We start from the raw sequence: 17,938 nt of genomic DNA on the forward strand, positions 1-17,938 counted from the left end.
CACATCCGCACCCGGTTTTATCCAGCACCACAACAGGCCTCCCACCCGGCGCACCCGCCCCCCTCCAGTCCACAACCCCCCGCACGGGCCCCTGGTCCCGAACGCACCTCCCAGCGCTCGACCGCCGGCACCCGGACGAACGTCGAGCTCAGCCCGCCGCGCCGTCGAGCAGCCGGCTGTAGCGCAGCCGCAGCGCCCGCTCCGTGCTGGCCACCACAGTCACGAGCCCGACCACGGTGTTGGCCAATGCCGACAGATCAATGGGCGAGGTGAAGGTCCCGACGTACTGGGCGAGGCCCTCCGGCGCCCGGGTGACCTGTTCGGCGAGCTGAAGGACAAGGAGTACCAGGCCGATGACGAGCACGATCACCGAGAGGAAACCGACACAGCGGCTCAGTGCGGGGTGCGATCGGTCGAGGCGCGCGCGGCGCCCCTCGGCGGAGGCGGGATCCGGGACGAGTTGGTGCTCGGCGCCCTCGGCGGTGACGTAGTGGCAGCGTTTGAGCCCGAAGCCGCTCGCCCTTACTTCGACGGTGCCGCCCCGGACGGGGAAGACGGCAGGGACTCTGGACTCGGCGTGATGCCTGCCATCGAGGTACAGGTGGGCCCTGACATAGCCGTCCGACGCGTTCTGATGCTTGACGTCGACGGTGTAGACCGTCGGCCGGCCGTCGTCGTTCATCAGCCGAAGATGGAACAGTGCGCGGGTAAGCATCTGCCACCAGCGGAACCGCTTCAAAGGCCGCCCGTCCCCGGGCTTGACCCGCTGCACGGCCCGACGCCGCCGCCACTCCTTGAGCATGTCTCTCCTCCCCTCCAATTCCCGCTACTTGACCGGCTCCGCCGCGCAGGCGAGGTCCCGCGAAGGGCGCTGCCCGGTGGTCAGGAACTTCGTCGCCGTGTCGTTCGCGCATGTGTTGCGGCCGTACGGATAGACGCCGTGTCCGCCCTGATCGGCCGTCACCAACGTGGCCCGCTTCCCGAACGCCCGCCGCAGCTCCTGGGCGCCGGCCAGCGGTGTCCCCGGATCGCGCTCGTTCTGCACCATGAGCACGTTCGACGGGCCCCGGTCACCGATACGCACCGGCGGCTCGACCCGCTCGGTCGGCCAGAAAGCGCACGGTCCGATGCCGGCCGTGGACGCGCCCAGCATCGGGTACTTCAGCCGGTCCACCGCGACATTGCGCTGGTACTCCCGGACAGTCCCCGGCCAGCGTGTATCACCGCACACGACATGAAAACGGGCGGACATGAAGTTGTCCATGCTTCCCGGCGGCGGGTCGATCGGCAACGGCCGGTCCGTGTCGAGCGCCTGCCAGGTCTCGGCCAGTTCGGGCATGGCCGAGTCACCGTAGATCTCCCCGAACGTGAGCCCGCGGAACAGCGTCCCGTCGATGCCCTGGACCGGCTTCGCGTCCAACCGCTCCGCGAGGTCGAAGTACTTCGCGGTCACCTGCTCCGGTGTGGTGCCCAGACCGTACTCGGGGCGCGCGGCCGCGAACTCCGCGAAGTCCGGGAACCGGTCCTCCATGCCACGGCCGAACAACCGCATGGCCGTGGCGTCGTAACCGCCGGGACCCAGGTTGCTGTCGAGCACGAACCGGTCGCTGCGCTTCGGGAACATCGTCGTGTACACCGCACCGAGGTAGGAGCCGTAGGAAACACCGTGGTACGAGAGCTTCGGCTCGCCCAGCGCCACCCGGATCCGGTCCATGTCGCGCGCGGTGTTCGCCGTGGTGATGTGCGGCAGCATCCACGCCGTCCGCGAGGTGGCGCACTGCCTGGCGACGGTCCGCGCCTTCCCCGCATCCCGCACGACATCGGCCGCGGTGTGCGCGTACGTCGGGAAGTTGCCGCGTGCCCGCTGCTCCGGCGTCAGATCGCAGGTCACCGGTGTGCTGCCGGCAACGCCACGCGGGTCGAAGCCGATCACGTCGTAGGAGTCCAACACCTTCTGCGGCAGTCCTGATTCGGCGAGTACGGCCGGCCAGCCGAGTCCCGTGATGCCGGGGCCGCCGGGATTGGTCACCAGGACGCCGCGGCGCTGCGACGGCTTCTCGCTCGCCAGCCGGGAGATCGCGATCTCGATCTGCCGGCCGTCGGGATCCCGGTAGTCCAGCGGGACTTCGAGCGTCGAGCACTCGAGACGGGGTGCGGCAACCTTCTCCGGGCACGGGCCCCACCGCACGGTGTCCGGCGTCGCGGCCACCGACACCCCGGGCATCGCGGTCGCCGCCACCGCGGTTACGGCGAAGGCGAGTGACAAAGTTCTGTGCATCGAGGTCATGCATCCACCCCACCCGCCTTCACACTCACCTGACAGGGCGTGGTGTCATCACTTGGCCATGACGTTCGTCAGGACGAATGCATGACGTGGTGTCACTGCCGTCTCCCGGAGGGCCGGAGGAGCAGAGCAAAAACGGCCCTGCTGGGGCCGGGCGACCTCTGCCCCGGTCGGTACGGGCAGCCCGCCGCAGACCGAGGACGGCGTCGCGGTCACCCGCGACCCGGACCTCGACGCCGACGAGCCTGCCCGTAGCGATGGGGTCGTTCAGGCCGTGAGCCGTTCGCTGACCTCCCAGAGCCGGGCGGCCGCCTCCGGGTCCACGGCGCGGGGCAGTACGCCCGGGACGCTGTCCCCGCCGGCCCAGGCGGCCTCGTTCTCGGGGGCCACCAGCGGGCTGATGTCGACGTTCTCGCAGTAGACCCCGCCGAGACCGTCGAGCTGCGGGCTGGTAGCGCACCAGACGCTGGTGGCCGCGCCCTGCTGCACGGTCTTCATCTGGCGCTCGGGGTCACGGACGGGCCGCCCCTCGCTGTCCAGCGCGCCCGCGGCCTGGAGCGCCGCCGGGTCGAGGTGCTTGACCAGGCCGGTGTCGATGATGAGACCCGGGTGCACGGCGAACGCCCGGATGCCCTGCGCCTGCCCGCGCCGGTCCGCCTCCACGGCGAACAGGGCGTTTGCCGTCTTCGACTGGCCGTAGGCCACGAAGGGCTCGTAGGTCCGGTGCTCGAAGTGCAGGTCGTCGAAGTCGACGCCGGCGAAGCGGATGCCCCGCGACGACAGCACCACGACCCGCGCGCCCCCGGCGGCGACCAGCGCGGGCCACAGCCGGGTGGTCAGCTGGAAGTGCCCCAGGTGGTTGGTGGCGAACTGCCCCTCGTATCCGCGCGCGTCCCGCGCCAGCGGGGTCGCCATGATCCCGGCGCTGTTGACCAGGAGGTGCAGCGGACGCCCGGAGGCCAGGAACTTCTCCGCGAAGGCGTCGATGGACGCCGGGTCCAGCAGATCCAGGTGCCCGACCTCGGCTCCGGGCACGTCCTTGAGAGCCGTCCGGGCCCGCTCCACGTCCCGTGCCGGTACGACGACCTCGGCGCCGGCTCCACGCAGGACGCGGGCCGTCTCCAGCCCGATGCCGGAGTAGCCGCCCGTGACGATCGCGACCCTGCCGGTCAGGTCGATCCCCTTGATCACCTCCTCGGCGGTGGAAGTGGCGCCGAAGCCGGAACCCAGGGGGTGCTGTGTGGTGGTCATGTCGGGTCTCTCCTCAAGCCTCAGGTCGAGCTGTCCAGACCACCGTAGGTCGATGGATCCGTACGATGAATGCTTGAGAATCCGCATTACTTGCGTGATAGTTCGAGCATGACCGTTGACCCGCTGTCCGACGCCCTCGCCGTCGCCGACGCCCGCAGTGTGTTCTCCGGCGGCTTCACGGCCGGCGGGGACTGGGCCATCGAGCTGCGCGGACGCCACCGGCTGAAGGTGAAGGCCGTACTGCAGGGCAGCTGCCTGCTGGTCCGCGAGGCCGGCGGTGAACCCATGCGGCTCACCGAGGGGGACGTGGTGGTCTCCGACGGTGACCAGCCGTACGTGCTGTGCAATCGGCCGGGAGTCGAACCGATCGCCCCCGACGACGTGGTCATGGACCCGGCAACGCGGATGGCCCGGCTCGGCCAGGGCGAGGCGGTGGACGTCACGTGCGTGTCCGGGCACATCGACCTGAGCCGGGACCGCGGCGACCTGCTGCGGCGGGCGCTGCCGGAGCTGGTCCACGTCCGGGCCGACTCGCCCGAAGCCGGCGTACTGCGGTGGCTCATCGGGCAGTTGGTGGCGGAGATGAGGGCGGGCCGGGCCGGCGTCGAGTTCGTCTCGGCCCAGCTCGCGCAGCTGATGTTCGTGCAGGTGCTGCGGATCTGTCTGACCGACTCGGACGGGCTGCCGCCCGGCTGGCTGCGCGCCCTCGCCGACGAACGGCTCGCCCCGGCGCTGCGCCTGATGCACGGCGACCCGGCCCACCCCTGGCAGCTGGAGGAACTCGCCCGGGCGGCGGCGATGTCCCGCACCACGTTCGCCGTACGGTTCAAGGAGGCGGCCGGGGTGCCGCCGCTGACGTACCTGCTGAACTGGCGCATGAGCCTGGCCGCCCGTGCCCTGAGGCAGGACACCGCCCCGGTCGCGGCACTCGCCCGCTCCGTCGGCTACACCTCGGAGAGCGCCTTCAGTAACGCCTTCAAGCGGGCGGTGGGCGTGGCCCCGCGGATCTACCGGGTGGAGGCCGCCGCCGGAATTCGCCCGAGCGACAGCTGACCCCGTACTGGCATCCCGAACTGGCATCCCGAACTGATACTCCGAGCGACGGCTGCGCCCGTACTGGCATCGCGCCCGCCCCGACGACTTCAGCGACAGCTTCAGTAGGGATGCCGGTCGGGCTTGTGCGACCAGGTTTCGTAGGCCTGGGCGCCGAGTTCGGGGTGGATCTGCTCCACGTGGATCCGGCGCTGGTCGAGCGGCTTCTGGAAGTCCTCGTACTGGAAGGCGTCGTCGAAGCCGATCTCGCGTGTGGCCTTCAGATCGCTGCTGTAGTAGACGTTGTCGATCCGCGACCAGTAGATGGCGCTCATGCACATCGGGCAGGGGGCGCCGCTGATGTAGATCGAGCAGCCCTTGAGCATCCGGGCCCGCTCCGGTACCGGGTCGGGGGATCCTTCGGGGCGCGGCACGTATTCGAGCGTGCTCTCGTTCTGGTGTTCCGGCGATATCGAGGGAGCCTCGGGATTCAGGCGCTGCACGGCCTTGCGAATGGTCTCCACTTCGGCGTGCGCGGTGGGGTCGCCGGTGAGCAGGACGCGGTTCTGGCCCCGGGCCACGATTTCGTCGTCCCGGGTGATCACGGCGCCGAACGGACCGCCCCAGCCCTCTTCGACGGATTCGGTGGCAAGCCGTACCGCTTCGGTCAGAAACTCCTTGTGCCCCATGACGGACCTCCGCTCGGCATCACCGAGGAAAATTGCCCCGTTTGTCCAATAACTCCCCTTGGAATTAGACTACTCCGTATGGGTGTCAGTGCAATCCGTGCCCCGACCGGCGACGGTGCGACCGTTGTGACCTCCCAGAAGGTGCGGGAAGGCCGCGCCGACGACTATCAACGCTGGCAGGAGCGGACCAACCGGGCCGTGCGCGCATTCGACGGATTCGAGGGGACGGAGATATATCCCCCGGGCGCCGGTGGCGAGCGGGAATGGGTGGTGGTCTTTCGCTTCTCCCGTATCGACCTGCTGACTGCCTGGCTGGACTCCTGCGAGCGTCAGGAACTGCTTGCCGAGGGCCTTCCGTTGTTCGACGGGACACCGACCCAGGAGGTCCTGGTCGGCGGCACGCCGCCGCCCACGGATGAGGAAGCCGTCACGGCGGTCATCTCCCACAAGGTGCGGCCCGGCCGGGAAGAGGACTTCGTGCGGTGGCAGGACAAGGCCCTCAAGGCCCAGGAGAAGTATCCGGGTTTCATGGGGACCGAGTTGTTCAAGCCGGTCGAGGGGATCCAGGACAACTGGGTCGTCGTCTTCAGATTCGACACCCGCGAACACCTCGACGAATGGCTCGCGTCCGGCGCTCGCGAAAAGCTTCTGCAGGAGGGCCGGAAATACTTCGCCTCCTACGACCTGCGCAAGGTGGAGTCGGCGTTCAGCGGTTGGTTCCGCTTCGGGGAGGGCGCGGACGAGGCGGTCCCGCCCAACTGGAAACAGGCCATGACCGTGGTGCTGGCGCTGTATCCCACCGTGATGGTTCTGAATCTGACCGTCGGTTTTGAACTGGACGACATCGGACTGCCCGGCTACATCGGCCTGTTCATCGGGAACGTGCTGAGCGTTTCCATCCTGACCTGGCTGCTGATGCCCTTGGTGAACAGGATCCTCGCCTTCTGGCTGGTGCCCAGCCGGGTGCGTACCGTACGGACCCATGTGGCGGGGGCTGCCCTCGTGGTGCTGTGCTGGGCGCTGTGCATCCTGATCTTCGGGCTGACCACTGGCTGACCACCGGCTGACCACCGGCCGACTACCGACTGAGGAGCGCGTCATGAGCGGAGTTGGCCAAGCGGGCGTAGTGATCGAGGGGGAGGTCGTCCGTCGGGGCGACGCCGCCTACGACAGCACCTGGTCGGCCATGCTGTGGAACGGCCTCAAGCCGCAGCGCTTTCCCGACCTCATCGTCCGGGTCGCCTCAGACCGCGATGTCCGGGCGGCCGTCCGGCTGGCCCGCTCCGAAGGTCTCAGGGTCGCCATTCGCTCCCATGGGCACAGCTGGTGCGGCTCCCCGCTGCGCGACGGCGGCATGCTCATCGACCTGTCCGCGCTCAACGCCTGCGAGATCGATCCGGCCGCGCGCACCGCGACCGTGCAACCCGCGCTCACCGGCCGCGAGTTCGTCGCCGCGCTCGCCCCGCACGGCCTCGCCTTCCCGGCCGGGCACTGTGGGCCCGTCGCCCTGAGCGGCTACCTCCTCAGCGGTGGCCTCGGCTGGAACTCCGGCCTGCTCGGTCCGGCTGCCGCAGCCGTGCAGGCGGTCGAGGTGGTCACGGCGGACGGCGATGCCCTCACCTGCAGCCGGAGCGAGAACCCCGACCTCTTCTGGGCCGCGCGGGGCGCCGGACCCGGCTTCTTCGCGGTCGCCACCCGCTTCCACGTGACTCTGCACGACCTTCCGACGGCGGTCGCCGAGACCACGTACACCTTTCCCCTGTCCGAGGTCGAACCGGTGACCCGCTGGGCCAGCGAAGCAGCCGAGCGCCTTCCGGCGAATGTCGAGGCGTCCTTCATGCTGTCGACCGCCTCCCCGGACCTCACGTCGGCTTCGCCGAGGCCCAAGGTGATCAGCTTCACCGGCACGGCCTTCGCTCGCACGCATGACGAGGCGGTCCGCTGTCTGGAGCCGCTACGGGCCTGCCCGTTGGCCGAACGCGCCCTGTTCCGGCAGACGGACGAGCCGAAGACCTTCGAGGATCTGTACGGCACGTCGTCCGGCTTCTGGCCCCGGGCGCACCGCAACGCGGTGGACACCCTGTGGTCGGACACCGGGTACGAGACCCTGCTGCCGATCCTCGCCGCCTCGCTCGACCAGGCCCCCTCCGAGCAATCGCTCATCCTCGCTCCCCTGTGGCCCGCTTCCCGGGACCGCTCCCTCTCGGACGACATGGCCTTCTCGATCCTGGGCGAGACCTATGTCGCCCCCTTCGCGATCTGGGACGACCCGGCAGCGGACAGCGCCAACACCGGCTGGCTCCGGGACACCATGCGTGCCGTCGAGCCGTACGGAACCGGCCACTACATCGCCGAGGCCGACCTCACCGCGGACGCCTCCAGGGCTCGGAGGTCGTACGCCCCGGAGGACTGGGAGCGGCTGCGGGCCCTCAAAGCCACGTACGACCCCGCGAACGTCTTCCACACCTACCTCACGCCGTAGAGGCTCGGGTACCTCACGCCGGAGGGGCTCGCGGTCAGGGCTGTGGGCGGCCGACGGCCTGCTGGTAGCGGAACAGGGCGGTGGGGTCGCAGCTGCGCTTGACGTCCACCAGGCGGTCGTAGTTGGCGCCGTAGTAGGCGTGCCGCCAGTCGTGCAGGTCCGGGTCGGGGAAGTTGACGTAGGCGGCGTCGGTGTTGAGGTGACGACGCAGCATGTGGTGGGCGGTGCGGGTCTGTTCCAGCAGGCCGCGCACCTGGGCGGACGGGGTGGCCGGCTTCCAGTGGGTGCCGATGTCGATGACGAAGGCGGCTTCCCGGTGGGGGTAGGCCGTTTCGTCCGGTCGTCGTGTCGCCGTGTCGCCGCCCATGGCGAACAGGGTCACATAGCCGGTGCTGCGGCCCGGTCCCGGGCGCCAGTTGCGGGTCCAGTCGGCGATGGCTGCCACGGTGTCCGGGCTCGGCCACCGGTCGGGGACGAGGGACTTGGAGGCGTAGGCCTCCTTCGGGCCGGGGGTCTCCATCAGGAAGTCCTGCGCGGACCAGAAGCCGCGTTCCTCGATGACGGCCTGGGCGGGACGCAGGCGCAGCAGGGGCGCGAACCGGCGGAGCAGTCCGTCCTCGTCGCCGAGTCGCTGCCCGAGCAGGGCCAGGGTGGCCGTGCCGTCGCCGGCGTGCTTGAAGCCGATGCGTACGTCGAAGTCGTTGTCCCGGTCGGCGTCGAGGATGTCCCGCAGTTCCTCCAGCACATCGACGGCCTTGTGCAGGGGGTAGGTGACGTGGAAGACGGTGGCGCGCAGCCTGCCCACGGGTACGGCGGCGAAGGTGAACGCGGTGTTGATGCCGAAGTTGCCGCCCGCTCCGCCGCGGCAGGCCCAGAAGAGGTCGGGGTTCTCGTCCTCGGCCGCGCGGACGAGGGTGCCGTTGGCCAGTACGAGACGGGTCTCGGTGAGCCGGTCGCACGTCAGGCCCCACTTGCGGTCGTTGAAGCCGAGGCCGCCACCGAGGGTCAGGCCCGCCACGCCCACCTCGGGGCAGCGCCCGCCGGGGAAGTACAGGTTCGCGACGCGGGCGGCGTACACGTCGGAGTTGGTGGCTCCCCCGCCCAGCCGCAGCTCATGCCCGCGCGGCACCACCTGGTTCATCGCACGCAGGCTGATCACCAGGCCCGGGGTGGTGGAGTAACCCGCGTAGTTGTGGCCGCCGGAGCGGGGTGCGAGCGGCACTCCGTGTTTCGCGCACCACAGCACCGCCGTCCGTACGTCGCTCTCCGTGGCACAGGCGAGGACGCCGGCCGGACGCACGGACGCGTAGCGCTGGTTGTCGGCCGTCGCGCGGGCCGCGTACTCCGGCTGTCCCGGTCTGTAGAGCCGGGCGGCCGGGCTCAGGCTCCTGACCAGCTCGCGCCAGGCGCCGGGCTCCGCTCCCCCGACGAGGGAGGTCCGGCGGGCCGCGGCGAACGCCGGGCCGGTTCCGCCGCCCAGCGCGATCGCGGCCCCTGTGGCCGCGACGGCCCCTCCGGTTCGCAGGACATCTCGTCGGCCAGTCTGCACAGGTACGCCCCTTCACGCATGGTGTCCGAATGCCGAAGGCGTGGGGGTCGTCCACGCGCCATGCGCAAGATCCCTCAGCCCGGGCAGGGCTCACGATGGAGAAGGACGAGGTGGGGAATGGGTTTTGACACCCTGGGGCTAGCGAGCTTCATGCGAACGGGCCATGCACGGTCAAGGCCCGGCCCACGGTCAGAGGCCCTCCCGTCAGACGTCGCCCGTCAGGCGTCCTCCGGGCGCTCGCCCGGCGCCCACGCCACGGGGCCGGCTCCCGCGGCTATGCGGCGGTAGGCGGCGCGGGCATGGACGAGGCGGGCGACCGCTGTGCCGATGAGGGCCGCGGCAAGCAGGCAGCTGAGCCAGAACGTGTCGCAGTGTCCGGCCCAGCTGAAAGTGCCCAGGGGCGGGATGGCGAAGACATTGAGGAACAGCCAGCACAGTGCGGCCGTTCCGGGTGCCGCCGTGAAGCGTGAACGCCCGCCCAGCAGGGCGGCCAGCAGGGACAGCGCCGTCAGCGCGAGTGCGGGCCGGTCGGGGCCGACGAGGGTGTTGAGGGTGGCCACCAGCAACAGGGCACCGCCGAAGGCGGCGGCCCACACCAGCGGGGTGGCGACCGGCCGGGGGACGGGCCTTGTCCCGGCGCTGAGATACACCCACTCGATCACGCTGACGGTTCCTTCCGGTCCTCCCGGGAGCCGACGGAGAGTTGCACCGACCGTCCCATGGCGGTAGCGCGCGGCCCCGGGAGGGGGATTCTCCCACTCGGTCGTCGACGGCTACGCCCGTTGGCCGATTCCGGGCGCTTGCCGGGACCAGTGCCTCCGGAACCGGTCTCAGGCAGGCAGCGGGCGGTCGTCGACAACATGCTTCATCACGATGGTGGAGGTCAGGCGCTGGACTCCGGGCAGGGTGGCCAGCTGTTGGTCGTACAGCTGCTGATAGGCCGCCAGGTCGGCGGTGACGACGCGCAGGAGGTAGTCGGGCTCGCCGAAGAGGCGCTGGGCCTGCACCACGTGCGGGACCGCGGCCACGGCCTGCTCGAAGGCGGCGACGGTGTCGCGGTCCTCCCAGCGCAGGGTGGCGAAGACCAGGGCCTCGAAGTCCAGACCGACAGTGGCCGGATCCACGACAGCGCGGTAGCCGCGGATCGCGCCGGTTCGCTCGAGGTCGCGCAGGCGCCGATGGCACGGCGAGACGCTGAGCTTCACCCGGGCGGCCAGCTCGGTCACCGTCAGACGGCCGTCCAGCTGCAGCTCGGTAAGAATCTTCCGGTCGAGGTCATCCATGGGGAAGATTGTGCCCCAGCTGCCCGGATCCGTGGAAAATACGGGAACACTTTCGCCAGGATCCCGCCTAGCGTTCCCTCTCGTAAGGATGAGCGAGAGAGGGATCGGTTCAGCATGGACGCGGGCACACTGGCGGCATTCCTGGCAGTGGATCTTCTGCTGGTGTTCACGCCCGGCGCGGACTGGGCGTACGCGATCACGGCAGGGCTGCGGAACCGGTCGATCGTCCCCGCGGTGGCCGGACTGGTCGCCGGATACGCGGGATACACCATGCTCGCGGTGGCCGGCCTGGTGGTGATCGTCGCCAGCTCCGCGACCCTGCTGACGGCGCTGACCGTGCTCGGGGCCGCCTATCTGATGTGGCTCGGCTGGGGCGTCCTGGCACGGCCGGCGACACCCGGCGCCTCCAGCGAGGTGATGGCCGCCTCCAACCGGCAGATCATGCTGAAGGGCGCCGGGATCAGCGGCCTCAACCCCAAGGCGCTGCTGCTGTACTTCTCGTTGTTCCCCCAGTTCATCGACCCCGCGGCGGACTGGCCCGTCGCCGCCCAGACCGCTCTGCTGGGCACGCTTCACATGGCCGGCTGCGCCCTCGTCTACCTCACCGTGGGCGTACTGGCCCGGACCGTGTTGCAGGCGCGACCGGCAGCCGCGCGAGCCGTCACCCGTACAAGCGGTGCCATGATGATCGCCATCGGCGGGTTCCTCCTCGTGGAACGTCTGGCCGGATGACGGCCCGCCGTGTTCGGCCCCCGGGAGACACCCCCGCCTCCCCTCAGCCAACCTGCCGGTCCGGCCGGTCCGAACCGGGACACCCATTCAAGGAGCGCAGTGGACCACCAGGATCAGCAGGAAGAGGCAAGCCCCGAGGTGCAGGAACGCATCCGGACCAGCTTTGGACTCCAGGGACTGATGGGCCATCTCGATGCGCGCATCACGCACATCGCACCGGGCCGCGTGCACATCGTTCTCCCGCACCGCCCCGAAGTCACCCAGCAGCATGGCTATTTCCATGCCGGGGCGACGAGCGCCATCGCGGACAGCGCGGGCGGCTATGCGGCGTTCACGCTGTTCCCCGAGAACACGTCGGTCCTCACGGTCGAGTACAAGATCAACCTCCTGGCGCCCGCCGTGGGCGATCACATCGAGGCCGTGGGAACGGTCCTGAAGCCCGGACGGACACTGACGGTGTGCCAACTGGAGGTGTTCGGCGTTGAGGGCGACGCCCGATCACTCGTCGCGACCGGCCAGCAGACGCTGATGTGCGTGAAGAGGTCCGAGGGCTGAGCTCGCCGACAGGATCGACGTCCCCTGCCCGCGTACGGCGTGACGGTGAAGAGTCAGGCTGTCTGCTCGACAAGGCCCAGGTTCACGAACCGGCCTGATCCACTCGTACGCCGAATTCCGCGCGCACGCTTCCTCTCCGCGCGCACGCCTCCTCACAGTTCCGCGTAAGCCCTTGCGCAGTACTCCGGACCGCCCCCCAGCCCGGCCACATCCAGGATGGACTCCTCCGTCAGCTGAGTGTCGTCCTTGCGCGGGCAGTTGTTGTCCAGGTCGGGCTCGCCGATGACCTTGACGTCGGGCAACACCTCGCCGTCGCAGGGGACTTCCTCGTACTTGTCACCCGTGTCCGAAGCCTCCAGGCAGTCACCCACGCGGATCTCCATGCCGCCCTGGCCCGGTTCGCCGGGGTGCGGGGCCTTGAGGTTGCGTACGCAGGCATAGCCCGCACCGACCACGTACTTGAGGTAGTCACGCGAGCCCGCGACCTCCCATCCGGGATCGCCGCTGATGCCCAGCACATCGTCCGTGGAGTCGGAACAGTCGATGAAGGTGTACACGGTGGTCTTCTTCTCGACGCGCTTGAGGACCTTGCCGATGGCGTCGGGGTCGTCGCAGGGCATCTCCACGGCATGACCCTGCTCTTCGCCCCTCGGGGGCCCGTAGCAGTCACCCTTGGCCATCAGCACGTTGTCGTCGTTGTCGTAGTACGCCGGCTTGGACGAGCTGCTCGACGGGGTCCCGGTCGTGGCCGGGGTCGACACGGTCGGTGGCGCCGACGATCCACGCGCGCCGTCGTCGCCATCGTCGCCGCCGTCCGAGCAGCCGGATGCCCACACCAGTACACCAAGTAAGACGGCAACTCGCATGACACGCCCGTATCGCATCTCAAGGCCCCCCTGCCTCGGCGTTGCGGCCAGCATGGGACGTCGGCATCGGTCACGCAAGCCCTCTCACCTCACCTGGGAACCGCTCAACTCCCCTTGTGCGTAGGTACATTGAGACTGCTGATTCCTTGAGCGAGTGGGGGCGGGGATGCGCGACACGGTCCTGGACGGCCGGTACACGCTCACGGAGCAGATCGGTGCCGGCGGTATGGGCGTGGTGTGGCGGGCCAGGGACGCGCGGCTCGAACGCCCGGTGGCCGTCAAGCTGCTGAGCCTGCCGCCGGGCACGGCCGGCGCCGAGCGGGAGCGGCTGCTCGCCATGTTCGGGCGGGAGGCGCGGGCCGCCGCCGCACTGGACAGCTCGTACATCGTGCCGGTCTTCGACCACGGGGCGGACGGTGAAGTCCCCTACCTGGTCATGCCGTTGCTCTCGGGCCGGACCGTGGGCGAGCTGCTGACCGAGGGGCCGATGCCGCCGGGGCGGGTCGCGGAGCTCGCGGCACAGGTCTGCCGGGCCCTGGCGACCGCGCACCGGGCGGGCATCGTGCACCGTGACATCAAACCGGCGAACGTGATGCTCACCGACGAGGGCACGGTCAAGGTGCTCGACTTCGGCATCGCCAAGTTCCTCGACGCGGCGGCCGGGGGCGGCATGCTCACCGCGACCGCCGACTCCCCCATCGGCACCCTCCCCTACATGGCGCCCGAGCGCTTCACTCGGGGCGCGGACGACGGCCGTACGGACGTGTACGCGCTGGGCTGCACGGTGTACGAGATGCTCACCGGCGCACCGCCCTTCGACTCGGCGTCGGCTCCCGCGCTGATGCACAGCCATGTGTACGAGACACCGGAGAAGCCGTCGGTACGGCGTCCGGGGCTCGCCCCCGAGTGGGACGAGCTGGTGGGGCGGATGCTGGCGAAGCCGGTCGATCAGCGGCCGACGGCGGAGGAGGCACGGGCGGCATTCGAGAGACTCGCCCTGGCCGAGCCGCGGGTCCCACTCGATGGCGAGCCTCCGGCCCAACCAGCCGACCACACGCCGCCTCCCGGGCAGCCCGCCGTCTCGACCGCACCGGGAAACCCGGCCCACGTATCGCCCGAACCGCGGCACTTCGCATCGACCGCGGTCCCGCAGCAACTCGCCGCGGGCGCCGCGACCACCAGCCCCGACCCCACCTCGTACCCGCTCGCACCGCCGATCCCGAAGCAGCCGCCCGCTCCCCCGGCCGCTCGCCTGCGCGGGCGGCGCGTCACATGGATCGCGGCCTCGGCGGTCGTCACCGCGCTCGTGGTCGTGCTGTCGGTCGTCCAGCCCTTCGGAGGCGGCGACGGCGACGAGGGAAGCGGGAAGAGCGGCCCTGGCGAGTCGAAGGCCGCCACCGGCACTGTGGCCCCGGTGGCGAAGACCCAGACCCTCACGATCGGCTCCGACGCCGATGCCAAGGGCCCCGCCCCGGCGGTACGGGGCGCCACCAAGGGCGGCAAGGTCACGGTCCTCGAACCGGGCGGTATCACCACTCTCGACCCGGGCAACATGTGGTCCGGGCCCGACCGGTTGATCTCGCGGCTCGTCTACCGCAGCCTGACCACGCTCGAAACCCTGCCCAACGGCTCCGTCCGACTCGTCGGGGACCTCGCCCAGGACACCGGCAGGCCGACGCTGGACGGTCGCGACTGGACGTTCACCCTCAAACCGGGCCTGACCTACAACGACGGATCGCCCGTACGCGCCCAGGACTTCGCGTTCGCGGTCAAGCGCGCTCTCGACCCCGACAAGTTCCCGATGGGCGACCGCACTCTGCGCAGTTTCCTGCTCGGTCCCGAGGACGCGGACGGCATCGGCGGCGAGCACGAGATGCCGCCAGGTGTCATCGAGACCCCCGACGACCGCACGATCGTCTTCCATCTCGACGGCGCCCACCCCGACTTCAACGTCGTCCTGGCCGGCCCGAACGGCTCACCCGTGCCGGAGCGGGTCGCCGACATCTCCGGCACCTCCACACTCCTGCCGTCGACGGGCCCGTACCAGGTCGACTCCTTCACCGGCGCCAAGAACCTCACGCTCAGCCGCAACCCGAAGTGGCACGCGGACACGGACCCGGTGCGCACCGCGTACCCCGACCGCTACGAGATCACCGGTTCGCTGACCATCGACGAGATCAAGTCCCGGATCCGCGCGGCCGGTTCGAAGTCGGCCGTGATGACGTTCTCCGGCTCGCTGGACAAGGACGGGCTGGGCACGACGGACGGCGCCACCGGCAGCGGCACGGTCCGGGTGACATCACCGGCTCCCTATGTCCACGCGTACTCGATCAACACCAAACGCGTACCGAAGCTGAAGGTCCGTCAGGCCATCGCCACCGCGTATCCGGCGGCGGACGTCCTGGCCGCGAGCGGCGAGGACGGCGAGGCCACGCACCACCTCCTGCCGCCGGGCATCCCCGGTTCGCGCGACTTCGACCTGTACGGGGCCGGGAAGCACGGTGACCCCGCCCGCGCCCGCGCGCTGCTCGCCGAGGCCGGTGAGACGGACTACCCGCTCACCGTCGCCTATGCGACGACAGCCGACGAGGCACGGGCCAAAGCGGTGAAGAAGGCCCTGGACAAGGCCGGTTTCCGGGTCACGCTGAAGAACGTCGACGTCTCCGACCTCTACGAGAACGTGGGCGACGGCGCCTACGACCTGGCCCGCCTGCCGATGAACATCAGCGGCCTCCCCTTGGCGTCGGCGTTCCTGCCCGACTCCTTCGACGGCCGCTACACCTACCCGACGACCTCCAACTTCTCCCGGCTCAACAGCACGGCGGTGAACGACGCGATCGACGAGGCCAACGCGACGGCCGACGTGGCGGCCGCGGGCGAGAAGTGGTCCACCGTCGACCGCCGGGTGATGGAGCAGGCGGCGGCCATTCCGGTGTACGTGCCGGTGCGCACGTTCCTCTACAGCTCCAGGCTCAAGGGGGTCCAGGTGGACCTGGACGGGTTGTCGCCGCTCAACGCGTATGTGACCGAGTGACAGCCGTGGCCGCATGTGTCTTCCGGTAGGCGGTCGGGGTCACGCCCACCTCTCGTCGGAAGATGTTCCGGAAGTTCGCGGCGGTGCCGAACCCCGTCGCTCCGGCGATCCTCTCCACGGACCAGTCGGAGGATTCGAGGAGTCGGCGCGCGCCGAGGATCCGCTGCCGGGCGACCCAGTGCATCGGCGGCATTCCTGTCTCGCGCACGAAGTGCCGGATGAAGGTTCTCCGCGAGAGCCGGCTGTGGTCCGCCATCCGCTGCACGGTGATCGACGATCCAATGTTTTCGATCACCCATTCCCGGGTCGCCTGAAGACCGGCGCGAGGAAGGGGCGGAACATCCACGTACTGTGGCTCGTTCGCACCGCGGGCAGCGGAGAAGACGACGTCCTTCGCCACGTCGTCGGCGACTGTCGTTCCGAAATCGCTCTGGATGACGTGGAGACATGCGTCGATGCCCGATCCCGCACCCGCGGACGTGAGAACTGCCCCGTCCTCGACGAACAGCCGGTTCTCGGCGACGTCGACTTCGGGATACGCCGTCCGGAGTCGGTCGGTGTATTGCCAGTGTGTCGTGGCCGTCTTCCCGTCGAGCAATCCAGTGGCCGCGAGCGCGAACACGCCCGTGCAGACGGCGACTATACGGGCACCCCGCTCACCCGCGAGTTGCACCGCCTTCAGATAGTCCTCCGGGACGGGGAGACTCGGGTTCTCATAGCCCGGAACCACGACGATATCCGCGTACTCCGCATCTGAGAGCGAGTGGGTCGGCCTGATGTCCGCGGCCACGTCGAGACTCCGGTCGCCGTTCTGGTCGCCGCACACAAAGACGCGATATCCCGGATGCTGACCAAACACATGCGCCGGAATGCTGACATCCAGTGAATACGCTCGCGGCATCGCAAGGATCGCGACAATGGTCCGGCCGTCTCTGGATCGCAATTGCGCCCCCTGGTCTCTGTCGCCCCCTACTGCCTACGCGCCTCTCCAGGCTAGCTCACGGGTGCGCCATCGGACCTGGCCTGCACTTCCGGCACGATCCTTGCCGAAAGTGGCACGGCTGCGTCTGGTTCCACCCCGGCCTGGCCGCATATCGTCCTTACCGAATCCACTTTCGTTCCTACAGATCCCACGTCGTTCTTACAGAACATACCTTTGACGATCGGAGCGACATGAGCAAGGCAGATCAGACAGAAAGCTTCGGAGTCCCCTGGGAAGAAAGCTACGGGTACGTACAAGCGGTCAAGCGCGGCGACACCATTTACGTCTCCGGCCAGGTGGCACACGACGGGACGGAACTCATCGCCCCGGCCCCCGTGAATGAGGACGGACTGGTTACCGATTTTTCCAACATGGGCGAACAGCTGCGCCAGTGCTACGCCAACGCGGCGGAATTGCTGAAGCGTTTCGACGCATCGCTGGACGACGTCGTCGACGAAGTCATCTACGTGGTCGATGCCGACGCGGGTGACGCCGCGGCGGGGCCGGTGCGCAAGGAGGCCTACGGCCGACCGGACCCCCAGGTGGCAAGCACCATGATCGGCACCCCTCGACTGGCATTCCCCGAGCTACTGGTCGAGGTCAAACTCGTCGCCCGAGTCTGAGGTCGTGAGCGAGGACGGTCCTCTCATGCGGTCGTCGGGCCGTTGTCGGACCCTGGTGCTTTCATGGGAACCATGACCAGCAGAAGTGTCGTCGTCGAGCGGCGCATCGCCGCGGCCCAGGGACCGGTGTGGGAGGCCATCACCGACCTGGCCGGTATGGAGCACGTCCTCAGCAGCGTCTCGAAGGTCGAGGTCCTCACCGAAGGCGCCTTCGGCGTCGGCACGCGGTGGCGGGAGACGCGGCGCATGTTCGGCAAGGACGCCACCGAGGAGATGTGGGTGACGGCCAGCGAGCCGCCCGAACGGTATGTGGTGGAGGCCGAGTCCCACGGCTCGCACTACATCTCGGAGTGGGCGCTGCGAGCCGACGGCCCGGTGACGACGACCGTCCGCATGACGTTCTCGGCCGTGGCGTCCGGTGGGGTCGCGGGCTTCCTGGCCAAGATCATGGGTGCCCTGGGCGCGCGGGCGGTCAGCAAGGCCATTGCCAAGGACCTCGACGACATCGCCGCGGCGCTGGAGGGCCGCAGCGGCTGAGCCGCACGCGGCCCAGCGCCCGCACCCACTCTCCGAGGC

At 69.5% G+C, this 17,938-nt stretch carries 17 protein-coding genes; 8 read left to right on the forward strand and 9 right to left on the reverse strand.

Annotation, left to right across the window (positions count from 1 at the left end):
- Positions 1 to 148: 148 nt before the first annotated feature.
- The 3 genes from ACFWXQ_RS00005 to ACFWXQ_RS00015 all read right to left on the reverse strand — a co-directional run bounded on the left by ACFWXQ_RS00005 (position 149) and on the right by ACFWXQ_RS00015 (position 3,535).
- Positions 149 to 802 carry a hypothetical protein gene (locus ACFWXQ_RS00005; protein ID WP_383943515.1) on the reverse strand — a complete coding sequence of 218 codons (654 nt, stop codon included), beginning with the start codon at positions 800 to 802 and terminating at the stop codon, positions 149 to 151.
- A 24-nt stretch (positions 803 to 826) separates the two neighbouring features.
- The gene (locus tag ACFWXQ_RS00010) at positions 827 to 2,278 is read right to left on the reverse strand and encodes an alpha/beta hydrolase (RefSeq protein WP_383943517.1); all 1,452 of its coding nucleotides are present in this window, start codon (positions 2,276 to 2,278) and stop codon (positions 827 to 829) included.
- A gap of 273 nt (positions 2,279 to 2,551) precedes the next feature.
- Positions 2,552 to 3,535: an oxidoreductase gene (locus ACFWXQ_RS00015; protein ID WP_383943513.1), complete on the reverse strand. Its 984-nt coding sequence runs from the start codon at positions 3,533 to 3,535 to the stop codon at positions 2,552 to 2,554.
- A gap of 108 nt (positions 3,536 to 3,643) precedes the next feature.
- Here ACFWXQ_RS00015 and ACFWXQ_RS00020 point away from each other — a divergent pair, with 108 nt between their 5' ends.
- Positions 3,644 to 4,588, forward strand: coding sequence for an AraC family transcriptional regulator (locus ACFWXQ_RS00020; RefSeq protein ID WP_383943511.1), 945 nt, complete (start codon positions 3,644 to 3,646; stop codon positions 4,586 to 4,588).
- Positions 4,589 to 4,689: 101 nt separating this feature from the next.
- On the opposite strand, the gene ACFWXQ_RS00025 is transcribed toward ACFWXQ_RS00020, so the two are convergent.
- Positions 4,690 to 5,256 (reverse strand): nucleoside deaminase, encoded by a 567-nt coding sequence (locus tag ACFWXQ_RS00025; RefSeq protein WP_383943508.1) that lies wholly within the window; start codon positions 5,254 to 5,256, stop codon positions 4,690 to 4,692.
- A 78-nt stretch (positions 5,257 to 5,334) separates the two neighbouring features.
- Here ACFWXQ_RS00025 and ACFWXQ_RS00030 point away from each other — a divergent pair, with 78 nt between their 5' ends.
- Both ACFWXQ_RS00030 and ACFWXQ_RS00035 read left to right on the forward strand, forming a co-directional pair.
- Entirely contained in the window at positions 5,335 to 6,312 is a 978-nt protein-coding gene (locus ACFWXQ_RS00030; protein WP_383943505.1) for an antibiotic biosynthesis monooxygenase, read from the forward strand.
- A 43-nt stretch (positions 6,313 to 6,355) separates the two neighbouring features.
- Positions 6,356 to 7,738, forward strand: coding sequence for an FAD-binding oxidoreductase (locus ACFWXQ_RS00035; RefSeq protein ID WP_383943502.1), 1,383 nt, complete (start codon positions 6,356 to 6,358; stop codon positions 7,736 to 7,738).
- Between the two features lie 34 nt (positions 7,739 to 7,772).
- Here ACFWXQ_RS00035 and ACFWXQ_RS00040 read toward each other — a convergent pair whose 3' ends face one another.
- The 3 genes from ACFWXQ_RS00040 to ACFWXQ_RS00050 all read right to left on the reverse strand — a co-directional run bounded on the left by ACFWXQ_RS00040 (position 7,773) and on the right by ACFWXQ_RS00050 (position 10,570).
- Positions 7,773 to 9,287, reverse strand: a complete 1,515-nt coding sequence (locus ACFWXQ_RS00040) for an FAD-binding oxidoreductase (RefSeq protein ID WP_383943499.1) — start codon at positions 9,285 to 9,287, stop codon at positions 7,773 to 7,775.
- Positions 9,288 to 9,505: 218 nt separating this feature from the next.
- Positions 9,506 to 9,949 (reverse strand): hypothetical protein, encoded by a 444-nt coding sequence (locus ACFWXQ_RS00045; RefSeq protein WP_383943496.1) that lies wholly within the window; start codon positions 9,947 to 9,949, stop codon positions 9,506 to 9,508.
- A 168-nt stretch (positions 9,950 to 10,117) separates the two neighbouring features.
- Positions 10,118 to 10,570, reverse strand: a complete 453-nt coding sequence (locus ACFWXQ_RS00050; RefSeq protein ID WP_383943493.1) for an Lrp/AsnC family transcriptional regulator — start codon at positions 10,568 to 10,570, stop codon at positions 10,118 to 10,120.
- A gap of 114 nt (positions 10,571 to 10,684) precedes the next feature.
- Here ACFWXQ_RS00050 and ACFWXQ_RS00055 point away from each other — a divergent pair, with 114 nt between their 5' ends.
- Both ACFWXQ_RS00055 and ACFWXQ_RS00060 read left to right on the forward strand, forming a co-directional pair.
- Entirely contained in the window at positions 10,685 to 11,302 is a 618-nt protein-coding gene (locus ACFWXQ_RS00055) for a LysE family translocator (protein WP_383943490.1), read from the forward strand.
- Between the two features lie 99 nt (positions 11,303 to 11,401).
- Complete coding sequence (locus tag ACFWXQ_RS00060; RefSeq protein WP_383943488.1) at positions 11,402 to 11,857, forward strand: PaaI family thioesterase; 456 nt, start codon at positions 11,402 to 11,404, stop codon at positions 11,855 to 11,857.
- Between the two features lie 152 nt (positions 11,858 to 12,009).
- Here ACFWXQ_RS00060 and ACFWXQ_RS00065 read toward each other — a convergent pair whose 3' ends face one another.
- Entirely contained in the window at positions 12,010 to 12,723 is a 714-nt protein-coding gene (locus ACFWXQ_RS00065; RefSeq protein ID WP_383943485.1) for a hypothetical protein, read from the reverse strand.
- Between the two features lie 166 nt (positions 12,724 to 12,889).
- On the opposite strand from ACFWXQ_RS00065, the gene ACFWXQ_RS00070 reads away from it, so the two are divergent.
- Entirely contained in the window at positions 12,890 to 15,757 is a 2,868-nt protein-coding gene (locus ACFWXQ_RS00070) for an ABC transporter substrate-binding protein (protein ID WP_383943482.1), read from the forward strand.
- Here ACFWXQ_RS00070 and ACFWXQ_RS00075 read toward each other — a convergent pair.
- The gene (locus tag ACFWXQ_RS00075) at positions 15,735 to 16,700 is read right to left on the reverse strand and encodes a GlxA family transcriptional regulator (protein ID WP_383943479.1); all 966 of its coding nucleotides are present in this window, start codon (positions 16,698 to 16,700) and stop codon (positions 15,735 to 15,737) included. The two genes, ACFWXQ_RS00070 and ACFWXQ_RS00075, sit on opposite strands and share 23 nt — an antisense overlap.
- A 230-nt stretch (positions 16,701 to 16,930) precedes the next feature.
- Here ACFWXQ_RS00075 and ACFWXQ_RS00080 point away from each other — a divergent pair, with 230 nt between their 5' ends.
- Both ACFWXQ_RS00080 and ACFWXQ_RS00085 read left to right on the forward strand, forming a co-directional pair.
- Complete coding sequence (locus ACFWXQ_RS00080) at positions 16,931 to 17,362, forward strand: Rid family hydrolase (RefSeq protein WP_383943476.1); 432 nt, start codon at positions 16,931 to 16,933, stop codon at positions 17,360 to 17,362.
- 72 nt (positions 17,363 to 17,434) lie between these two features.
- Entirely contained in the window at positions 17,435 to 17,899 is a 465-nt protein-coding gene (locus ACFWXQ_RS00085; RefSeq protein WP_383943473.1) for an SRPBCC family protein, read from the forward strand.
- The last annotated feature ends 39 nt before the right edge of the window (positions 17,900 to 17,938 follow it).

It is taken from the genome of Streptomyces sp. NPDC058697, assembly GCF_042715345.1.
Taxonomy (GTDB): Bacteria; Actinomycetota; Actinomycetes; order Streptomycetales; family Streptomycetaceae; genus Streptomyces; species Streptomyces liliifuscus.

What these genes read in the sequence shown, in the direction of transcription:
- ACFWXQ_RS00005 (WP_383943515.1), bottom strand. Translation starts at nt 802, where the DNA reads ATGCTCAAGGAGTGGCGGCGGCGTCGGGCCGTGCAGCGGGTCAAGCCC.
- ACFWXQ_RS00010 (WP_383943517.1), bottom strand. Translation starts at nt 2,278, where the DNA reads ATGCACAGAACTTTGTCACTCGCCTTCGCCGTAACCGCGGTGGCGGCG.
- ACFWXQ_RS00015 (WP_383943513.1), bottom strand. Translation starts at nt 3,535, where the DNA reads ATGACCACCACACAGCACCCCCTGGGTTCCGGCTTCGGCGCCACTTCC.
- ACFWXQ_RS00020 (WP_383943511.1), top strand. Translation starts at nt 3,644, where the DNA reads ATGACCGTTGACCCGCTGTCCGACGCCCTCGCCGTCGCCGACGCCCGC.
- ACFWXQ_RS00025 (WP_383943508.1), bottom strand. Translation starts at nt 5,256, where the DNA reads ATGGGGCACAAGGAGTTTCTGACCGAAGCGGTACGGCTTGCCACCGAA.
- ACFWXQ_RS00030 (WP_383943505.1), top strand. Translation starts at nt 5,335, where the DNA reads ATGGGTGTCAGTGCAATCCGTGCCCCGACCGGCGACGGTGCGACCGTT.
- ACFWXQ_RS00035 (WP_383943502.1), top strand. Translation starts at nt 6,356, where the DNA reads ATGAGCGGAGTTGGCCAAGCGGGCGTAGTGATCGAGGGGGAGGTCGTC.
- ACFWXQ_RS00050 (WP_383943493.1), bottom strand. Translation starts at nt 10,570, where the DNA reads ATGGATGACCTCGACCGGAAGATTCTTACCGAGCTGCAGCTGGACGGC.
- ACFWXQ_RS00055 (WP_383943490.1), top strand. Translation starts at nt 10,685, where the DNA reads ATGGACGCGGGCACACTGGCGGCATTCCTGGCAGTGGATCTTCTGCTG.
- ACFWXQ_RS00065 (WP_383943485.1), bottom strand. Translation starts at nt 12,723, where the DNA reads ATGCGAGTTGCCGTCTTACTTGGTGTACTGGTGTGGGCATCCGGCTGC.
- ACFWXQ_RS00070 (WP_383943482.1), top strand. Translation starts at nt 12,890, where the DNA reads ATGCGCGACACGGTCCTGGACGGCCGGTACACGCTCACGGAGCAGATC.
- ACFWXQ_RS00080 (WP_383943476.1), top strand. Translation starts at nt 16,931, where the DNA reads ATGAGCAAGGCAGATCAGACAGAAAGCTTCGGAGTCCCCTGGGAAGAA.
- ACFWXQ_RS00085 (WP_383943473.1), top strand. Translation starts at nt 17,435, where the DNA reads ATGACCAGCAGAAGTGTCGTCGTCGAGCGGCGCATCGCCGCGGCCCAG.